The sequence below is a fragment of the Chitinophaga sp. genome (assembly GCF_035538455.1).
Lineage (GTDB): Bacteria > Bacteroidota > Bacteroidia > Chitinophagales > Chitinophagaceae > Chitinophaga.
Genome location: NZ_DATLKJ010000208.1, coordinates 1 through 9013, shown reverse-complemented (window position 1 = coordinate 9013; position 9013 = coordinate 1). Strand labels below are relative to the sequence as shown.

8 protein-coding genes are annotated in these 9013 nt (G+C 42.5%); 2 read left to right on the top strand and 6 right to left on the bottom strand.

The window, feature by feature from the left end; all coding sequences use genetic code 11:
* Both VM802_RS24600 and VM802_RS24595 read right to left on the bottom strand, forming a co-directional pair.
* A partial coding sequence (locus VM802_RS24600) for a hypothetical protein (protein WP_325535643.1) occupies positions 1-224 on the bottom strand: 224 nt, incomplete at its 3' end.
* A gap of 34 nt (positions 225-258) precedes the next feature.
* On the bottom strand, positions 259-798 hold the full coding sequence (locus VM802_RS24595) for a hypothetical protein (RefSeq protein WP_325535641.1): 540 nt from the start codon (positions 796-798) through the stop codon (positions 259-261).
* 242 nt (positions 799-1040) lie between these two features.
* Between VM802_RS24595 and VM802_RS24590 the strand changes: the two genes are divergently transcribed.
* Positions 1041-3182 (top strand): alpha-galactosidase, encoded by a 2142-nt coding sequence (locus VM802_RS24590; RefSeq protein WP_325535639.1) that lies wholly within the window; start codon positions 1041-1043, stop codon positions 3180-3182.
* Positions 3183-3229: 47 nt separating this feature from the next.
* Here the strand turns inward: VM802_RS24590 and VM802_RS24585 are convergent, their stop codons facing one another.
* On the bottom strand, positions 3230-5236 hold the full coding sequence (locus VM802_RS24585) for a glucosidase family protein (protein ID WP_325535637.1): 2007 nt from the start codon (positions 5234-5236) through the stop codon (positions 3230-3232).
* Positions 5237-5388: 152 nt separating this feature from the next.
* On the opposite strand from VM802_RS24585, the gene cls reads away from it, so the two are divergent.
* Positions 5389-6867 (top strand): cardiolipin synthase, encoded by a 1479-nt coding sequence (gene cls / locus VM802_RS24580; protein WP_325535635.1) that lies wholly within the window; start codon positions 5389-5391, stop codon positions 6865-6867.
* Positions 6868-6871: 4 nt separating this feature from the next.
* On the opposite strand, the gene VM802_RS24575 is transcribed toward cls, so the two are convergent.
* The 3 genes from VM802_RS24575 to VM802_RS24565 form a co-directional block, all read right to left on the bottom strand.
* The gene (locus VM802_RS24575; RefSeq protein ID WP_325535633.1) at positions 6872-7276 is read right to left on the bottom strand and encodes a hypothetical protein; all 405 of its coding nucleotides are present in this window, start codon (positions 7274-7276) and stop codon (positions 6872-6874) included.
* 119 nt (positions 7277-7395) lie between these two features.
* Positions 7396-8535, bottom strand: a complete 1140-nt coding sequence (locus tag VM802_RS24570) for a hypothetical protein (protein WP_325535631.1) — start codon at positions 8533-8535, stop codon at positions 7396-7398.
* A gap of 77 nt (positions 8536-8612) precedes the next feature.
* Positions 8613-9013, bottom strand: a 401-nt coding sequence (locus tag VM802_RS24565) for an RNA polymerase sigma factor (RefSeq protein WP_325535629.1), incomplete at its 5' end; no start/stop codon positions are given.

The window sequence follows — 9013 nt, the reverse complement described above, 5'->3', positions numbered from 1 at the left end:
AGTTCGTATGTTGCTGAGAACGTAGCATAATTTAGTTTGAGCTGAGCCGGGTACAGCGTCTTCTGTCTGCCCTCGCCTATACGCAGTTCCATAATCACAGCAGGGATATGGGGCCAGGGCTTGTATTCCATCCGCCAGGTTCCGGGCCAGATATCAGGCCGGGCTTGAGCTACGGCCATACCAGTATATATACAGAGAATGATAATGAGGATTCGTGTTTTCATATTTCGTCAATGGTTGAACAAACACTTCTGCAACTTACATTTTACTTTTCTTTTCCCGCAAAATATCCCTGATTACTTGCTTCACTTCATCTGCCCGCTGCTTCAACCGCGGCGGAGACGAAGTAACCAGTGTTTCGAAATGGTAGATATACCCTTTCTTTACAAGACTACTGAACGTCTCCAGGTGGTGCTCCTGTATCAACCCCTTGTTCTTCACATTACTCTCCAATATAAGATAGTAAAGATCAAATGAAGATTCATTCAGATATTCCAACATCTTGCGGACGTCGTGAATACCATCGTCAAGAATAAGGCTCATCATAATCATAAATGATGTTGAACTGAACGCATGCCATTGTAATACATCCCTTACCTGCGATAGATAAAGTTCTGTTCGCCTGCGGCGGTTGGTAACATTCACCACCACAAACTTAGTGTTGTCTAAGCCTATGGCTTGTATCGGGTTCTTGAAAGGAAAGAAGCTCTTTCTTTTAAAAAGATGATGTAAGGTTATTCTCTTTCCTGAATCCGGGTAACCAACAATGACAAATAGTTTTCTCGGGTTAATTTCCATCAATTCAAAACAAATATTTTTTTATCAGAAAAAAGTTAATCAAATCTAAACACCGGAAATTTTTATTCGGACTGCTACCTTATTATTTCAATATCAACAAAGATAAATATCAATTACTCACTGATGTGATATTGCTGCAGAGTTTACATAAATGCATAGGGGCTGGTTAATATAACATAAGCATGGCGTTTTTTTATTTGTATTTTGTACGCTTATTCTCTCCTACGAATAAATAATACGACATGAAAAGATTATTAACGATAGTATTATTAATTGCCACGTATAGCTCAAAGGCCCAGCTGATACATATCTCAACACAGCATGTAAGCCTCGTTTACAATGTAAGCTCCCAAGGGCGGCTCATACAAAAATACCTGGGGCCTCAGCTGCAACCACAACACTCAGATACTATGGCCAGGTCCTCGCAGGAAGCATATATCGCTGCCGGTATGGAAAGTCTGTTGGAACCCGCGTTGCGTATAATTCACAACGATGGCAACCCTTCACTGGAACTGAAATATGTATCACATCGTGTTTCCAGGAAAGACGATAATATTACGGCCACAGACATTGTGCTGAAAGATCCTGCATATCCGGTAAACGTTATCCTGCATTTTGAAACCTATTCCCGAGAAGATGTTATCAAAGCATGGACAGAAGTAAACCACAATGAGAAACAATCTGTATTGTTGACCGCATATGCATCGTCCATGCTACATTTCAAGGCTGCCGGCTACTGGCTATCGCAGTTCCATGGAGATTGGGCTAAGGAGGCTGCCCTTGTGGAAGAACAACTTACTCCCGGTATCAAAACCCTCAGCAGTAAGCTGGGCGTGCGTGCCAACATGTATACATCTCCCATGTTTCTACTTGCGCTTAACAAAGCTGCTGACGAAAACAATGGTGAGGTACTGGCCGGAACGCTTGCCTGGACAGGCAATTTCAGGTTTGATTTTGAAGTGGACGAAAAGAATGAGCTGCATGTAACCACTGGTATCAATCCTTACGCCAGCGATTATACGCTGAAACCTGGTGAAACGTTTACTACTCCCGCTTTTATATTCACTTATTCCGCCAATGGTAAAGGTCAGACCAGCCGCAACCTTCAGCGTTGGGGGGCCAATTATGGTGTGCTGGATGGACATACACCCAGACTCACGCTACTCAATAACTGGGAAGCCACCGGTATGCAGTTCGACGAGCAAAAGCTCACAGCTCTTTTCGGCGGTGCTGCAAAACTCGGCGTAGACCTCTTCCTGCTCGATGACGGCTGGTTTGCCAACAAATTCCCACGTAATGGCGACAATGCTGGTCTCGGCGACTGGGACCCGAATACCACCAAGCTTCCACATGGACTGGGGTATCTCGTTAAGGAAGCTGAGAAACAAGGCGTTAAGTTTGGTATCTGGCTGGAACCTGAAATGGTGAATCCCAAAAGTGAATTATACACACAGCATCCTGACTGGATACTCCGGCTTCCCAACCGCAGTGAACATTACTACAGAAACCAGCTGGTATTAGATCTAACCAATCCGGCTGTACAGGATTTCGTTTTTGACGTGGTGGATAAAACGATGATCCAAAACCCCGGAATCGCCTATATCAAATGGGATTGCAACCGTATGCTTACCAATACCTACTCTCCCTATTTGAAAGAGAAACAATCGCACCTCTTCATAGAGTATACACGTAGCTTTTACAAAGTACTCGACAGAGTACGCGCAAAATACCCGCATCTGCCTATTATGCTTTGTTCAGGTGGTGGAGGCCGCACAGACTATGGTGCACTGAAGTATTTCACCGAGTTCTGGCCGAGTGATAATACAGATGGTTTGGAAAGAATTTACATTCAGTACGGCTATTCTCATTTCTTTCCTTCTAATACAATGGCGGCACACGTCACTAACTGGGGCAAACAGTCGCTTAAATTCCGTACTGATGTTGCTATGATGGGCAAGCTGGGATTTGATATAAAAGTTAGCGATTTTACTCCTCAGGAGATGCAATTCAGCCATGATGCAGTAGCGACGTATAAACGTATCAGTGATATTGTGTGGTACGGAAACCTGTACCGGCTTGTTTCTCCTTACGAGCAAAACAGGGCTGTATTCCAGTATACCACCAACGACAGGAAAAAAGCGATAGTATTTCATTACCTGATGAACACACGTAGAGCTGATGTTTTCACCAATGTAAAGTTGCAGGGACTTGATCCTGGTAAAAACTACCGGGTAAAAGAAATCAATCTTTTCCCGGGCACTAATGCCGCATTCAATACAAATCAATCATATAGCGGCGACTTTCTGATGAATGTTGGGATCAGCCTTACCCCCGGCAAGCTGAAACCACTAACCAGCAATATTTTGGAGATAACCGCCGAATAAATTTGGATCCTCAGCTCATTGCTCATAACATGAGCTGAGGACTGCTTTTACAACGTTACTTTCTGTGTATCGCCCTCTTTTATCGTGTATGCTTTACCGTTGGCAACTATATAAAGCTTCCTTTTGGAGGCTCTTTTAATTTCAAGGTCAAACGTTTTGCCAAAAGCATGGATATTACGCAGAGCCATCTTATTCCATGCAGCAGGGAGCCGCGGAGTACAGTCAAAGCTGTTAAAACCCGTAGGCCTTATACCAAACAATCCTTCTGTGTAGATCCGGCAATACAGACCGCTTTCAGCCGACAGGTGCCGCTGATTACCCTCTGGATAAGCCTCCACAGGATATGGTACGTGCTCACCCAACAGGCGTCTTCGGGAGTAGTACGCTAGTTTTTCCATAGCTTTTTGTGTTTCACCAGCAGCTAATACACCCCTTAATGCATAAAGTGTAGAGCGATCCCAGAAAGTCCTATCTCCTGATTGAGAGGCCAGACCATCAACAGTCCAGAGTTTTGGAGAAAAGAGTGCAGCTATCGTTCCTTCTTTTCTATCAAACAGATTAGTGGTAAGGGGTGTCGCAATCCAGGCTCTCAGTACTTTGTTGCCCTCATAATAGCGGTAAGTGTTAAACCCTTCTACTGTGGCGCCAAAGAAGCGGTCAATATTTTTGTGCAAGGTATCAGCCCTTGCAGCATAATCGCGGGCTGACACATGTAATTGATTAGCCAGCATCACGGCTGAGCACAAGGCATCATAATATAATGCGCTGGTATTGAGGTTCGCTTTTCCTGCCGGAAAGCGGCCTTCCAGCTCGTCGCTATCTGAATGTACAACGCCGTTCTCATTAATATTTCGCTTCAGATATTCCAGGCACCATTCTATCAGCGGCCATAAAATGCGGGCGGAGTCAGCATTTCCCGCGGCCAATGCATACCGCCCAGCGCCATAGGCAATCATGGCCATATCTCCTCTGTCTTTGGCTCCATGCCATATGCCGTCACCTTCTGCAATAATTGAACTGGGGATCGCCGTATAGGAGGGGTTCATATACTTTGCAAACCAGCGAAATGAGTTCATTGCCGCATTATGGGCGATGCTATCTCCCAGGAAAGCAAAGAACGGATTCACATATTCCGCCTGATCATTTGCCCAGATGGCAGCATAATAGCGTAAGCCGCCCGGGCCATGCAAATAGCCTCCTTTGGTAAGATAGATGCTTTCGGTGGCCCGTATTTTTGCAAAGGCGAAAGCAGTATTCAATAACGTATCTGGAGTATCGAGTTGCAATAAGGAAGAAATTCCCCTGATCCTAGCCAAACGGGCATCCAATTCCTCTTTTTCGTTAACCTGTAACATTTGTTCGTTACCCCGCAATGCCATATACGAAATCGCGAAGCTCACTGAATCCCCTGGCTTTACTTCATACCTCCCGGATCCTGTAATTGAGATCATGAAATATAAAGGCCCGTTTACACTGCGGCTTTCAGCAGGGCTTTCCGTATGTTGTAGTTGCTCCATCTCAATAGTAGCGGGTCGTGGGCTATTGTTTATAAGCACCAGCCGTTCCAATGCAAGCGGTTTATCATCAGAAGGAAAATATGATCGCTTCAACGCTATATTCTGATCATTTGTCAATAAACTTTCAATGGTTGTAACACCATGATGTATTATTGTTTTCACGGATTCTTTTATAGGTGTTGTTAATCCCCCATTGTATATGTCAGGTTTCCATAGTTTATCATTGATAAATATTCGCGGGAGCATTTCATCCTTTACTACGTACATCATGGCTGATGAGGTCTTATTGGGGAGCAGCCGGAAAGTAGGAAAGATGATGGTTCTGCTGATATGTGAGGATCTTGTGCTATCTAAGCCATATTGCAGCCATAATGCCACTTTTTTTCCAGCCATTTCAATATGATCTGTGTGAGGTAATCCATCCGATATTTTCCAGGTAATGCTGCCATCTTTCTGTATCTGCCACCGATCTTTCGTTTGTGCATAACTGTTAGTAACAAGGCATATACAAAAGGTAAACAATAGTTCGTTTTTCATAATTGTAGTATTCGTGGTAATTACAATTCATGCAATCGTTTGCATAAATCGTAATATTTACCCTATAAATAATCTCATTTGCGCTCTATAAGATTAACTTTTACGGGCATCAACTGTTAATTATTTTTACAACCAATAAAACAGAAACTCAGGTGCATTGGCTAATAAACTATCTTACAGGAACAGATTGGCATCTTTACTTGAAAATAGGCAGCGTAGTACTGCTGATACTTACATTTTTGGGCGTTGTTGGTACCATTCTGTTGGAAAACCGTAACCCAGTAAAGGCCATAGGTTACATACTGGTGTTGGTTTTTATCCCAATCGTAGGATTGATCATATATTACTTTCTTGGGCGTGATCTTCGTAAAAAGAGGCGATTCACATTGAAGGGAAGCCGGGATGAAGTACTTTTTGCCAAATACTGGCAATCGCAACGGATGGAGATAGAACAGATGCAGTATGAATTGCGGCAACGGGCCGATAATAAGCAGGAGTTGTCAGCTATGCTGCTGAACACCCGGCAATCGATACTTACCAAAAATAATGCTGTAAAGCTGCTGGTTAACGGAGAAGAAAAATTCCCGGAAGTGCTAGCAGCCTTGAGAGCGGCCAAACATCATATCCACATTGAATATTACATTATCTCTGCTGACGAGATCGGGAATGAAGTAACACAGATACTCATAGAGAAACTGAATCAGGGAGTGCAGGTCCGTTTTATTTATGATGATCTGGGCAGTGACAGAATAGGGAAAATACCTGGCCAATTAAAAGAAAATGGTGCCAGTATATATCCATTTTCACCTGTTAAAATAGGATTGTATCTGAATGCCAATTACAGGGATCACAGGAAAATCATTGTAATAGATGGTACAGTGGGCTTTGTCGGAGGCATCAATCTCGATGACCGTTACATTAACAACGGCAGGCACGATTTATTCTGGCGGGACACACATCTTAAAATCGAAGGCGATGCTGTAAATCTGCTGCAACTGCAATTTCTGATGAGTTACCGGTACTGCAGTAAGGAAGTATTTCCTTTTGAGGCACCGTATTTTCAACGTTCTGCACTTAATGGCACCTGCTATACAGACATTGTGGCAAGTGGTCCTGATTCCGAATGGCCTATGACGATGCAATCTATTCTGATGGCAATCAATGTGGCCAAACACCGGATACGTATTACAAATCCCTATTTTATTCCTACCGAAGAGTTACTTACTGCGCTTCAGATGGCAGCCCTTGCAGGCAAAGACGTACAGCTGTTATTACCCTTTCACGGAGACTCTTTCATTGTGCAGCACGCTGCGCTTTCTTATATAAAGCCACTACTTGAAGCTGGCGTAAAGGTGTTTTTTTACACTAGGGGTTTTATTCATGCCAAAACAATGGTTATTGACGATAATCTGTCGTGGATAAGCTCTGTAAACTTCGACCAACGCAGCTTTTTCCTGAATTGCGAAATAGCAGCTATTGTTTACGATAAGGATGTGGCAACCAGGCTTAACCGCATCTTTGATGAAGATCTGTTGTATTCCCTCCCTGTACAGGAAACGAAATGGAATAAGCGTAATTTCCCAAAACGTTTTATGGATGCTGTTTGCAGGCTTTTAAGCCCATTGCTGTAGCCTGTCATATACGCTCTTCATCTTCGTCAGGAAACTCTCCATTATCTTCTTCAAGGTCCTGATGACGGTCTCCTCCCAGGCTATACAGATTATTCTCTTCATCTTCCTCCCCTATTTCTTCCCTGTCATCATCCAGCTCTGCGCCAGGTACATCAAGATCATCCCCGCTTTTATCCTGTTTCCATGTCTCTTCCTGCTCAGATCTTTCTTTATCCTTTTTATGCTTATTTGGCGGAAGTTCACTGTTATGCCGAAAAGATCGCGTAAGGCTATCCATATCCAGGTCTACTTCTTTGTCCCGGTTTTTTGCGCTCATAATATCTTCATTAGCGGGATACTGAGGATATCCAGGAAATTCTTCCTTCTCTGGGTTTTCTGATTTAGGTTTTTTGTCTTTTTTATTCACCATATGATTCTTTTTAAGAAAAAAACAGAAAACCTCATGCCATAAAAATATGGATGAAGCATATTGGTCAATAATAACAATATAAGGGACCGGTTTGTTCAAACCCTTTACAGACAAGGGTTCTATTCTTTGGTCGATAGCTGTTTTTTTCCGGTGAACATCAGCTGCACGGATACACCAGCAGAATATAGTTTTACTTGTCCATATCCTACCCCATGCAGTGGAATTTTTACATATGGTTGTACACCAAGAATCAGATGTTTGCCCGCAGGATATTGGTACAATGCTCCTGCGTTCAGTATGGCTAGATAATGCTGATTGTCGTTATTAAGGGTGATTTCCTTTGAAGGCCCATAGTTGTAGATATACTTATATTTTTCTTTCAGCATGAAATAGTTTGAAAGACCAAGAGTGGCACTCAGTGTGCTTTTCTTTCTTTCAAGAAAAGTGAAGTTCATATTTACAGGTATATCAAGTACACTGCAGTCTGCATTAACTTTCACCAGACTGTAGTAGTTATTGGGTGGAGTCCAGGCATTATAATCACCAGGTGTAGCTCCATAGATCTTTCTGCTATAAACCGCGCCAGCGGAGGCAAACCATTTGCGTGAAAAATAATATTGAAGCAATATGCCTGCGTTCAGCCCAACGTTTCCAAGCTTCATGGCTGGAGCAACGTTGAAGTCAGGCCCCAGTGTAAGTCCTGCAAACCACTTATTAAATGGTTGGCGTGGCTTGCGTTTTGTTATTGTATCAATAGCCGCAAATGTAGTTTTTATAGGTATTTCAGGTATACTATTAATTTTCGTATGTTCGTTATTGTTAGTAATTAATTTTGTTGTGATAGTATTTATGGTTTGTTTTCGGGGAGAGACTGAAATGTTGTAAGAATCCAGATTACTATACTCAGATTTATCAGCATTTACTTTTACCGCAGTATTTCTTCGGGATAAGGGGTTGGTAGCGTCTATTCGCTTTACCGTGGCAAAAGAGCCGGCTGTTATTGTCTGCTTCTGAATTCTTTTAATAGAACTGGTGATTCCTGTTGTTGTTATTATTTTGTTGTAATTGCTGTTATCACTGGCATTAGTATTAACAGGTTTTGTTTTTTTACTTCTACTTTCCTTCAAGCTCATTTTTGCCTCATTATTATTGTCACTCATGAGCCACCAGCCACCAATACATAGTAATAAGGCCAATAGAAGCCACCACCAGGCTGCAACGGGTTTGTCTTTCTCCGGTGCATCCAGTAGTAATTCCATTTTTTTCCAGGCCTCCTGGTCAAAAGGAATGTCAGCTTCGTTCAGCTTATTACGGATACTATTTTCAAATTCCTCACTCATTTCTTATGAATAGAAGTATCCGCCTCTACATCATCAATAATGCCTGTAGAAGCGGCTTTAATAATCTTTTCCTGTAAAATTTTCTTTGCTTTGAATAAATTCGATTTGGATGTGCCTACAGAAATGTCGAGCATTTCAGCGATCTCATGATGCTGAAAACCTTCCATGACGTATAGGTTAAATACTGTGCGGTATGCGGGAGTCAATGTTTGCACTAACTTCAGTAATTCTTCGTACGACAGCTTTTCCACCACCTTACTATCTGTTCCCAGATCGTACATTTGCTCTACATCGCTGGTAAATACAAGTTTCTTTTTACTTCTCAGAAAATCAATGGCTGTATTCACCATTATCTTTGCGAGCCATGTATTAAAAGGTCGGCTGATATCAAAGGTAT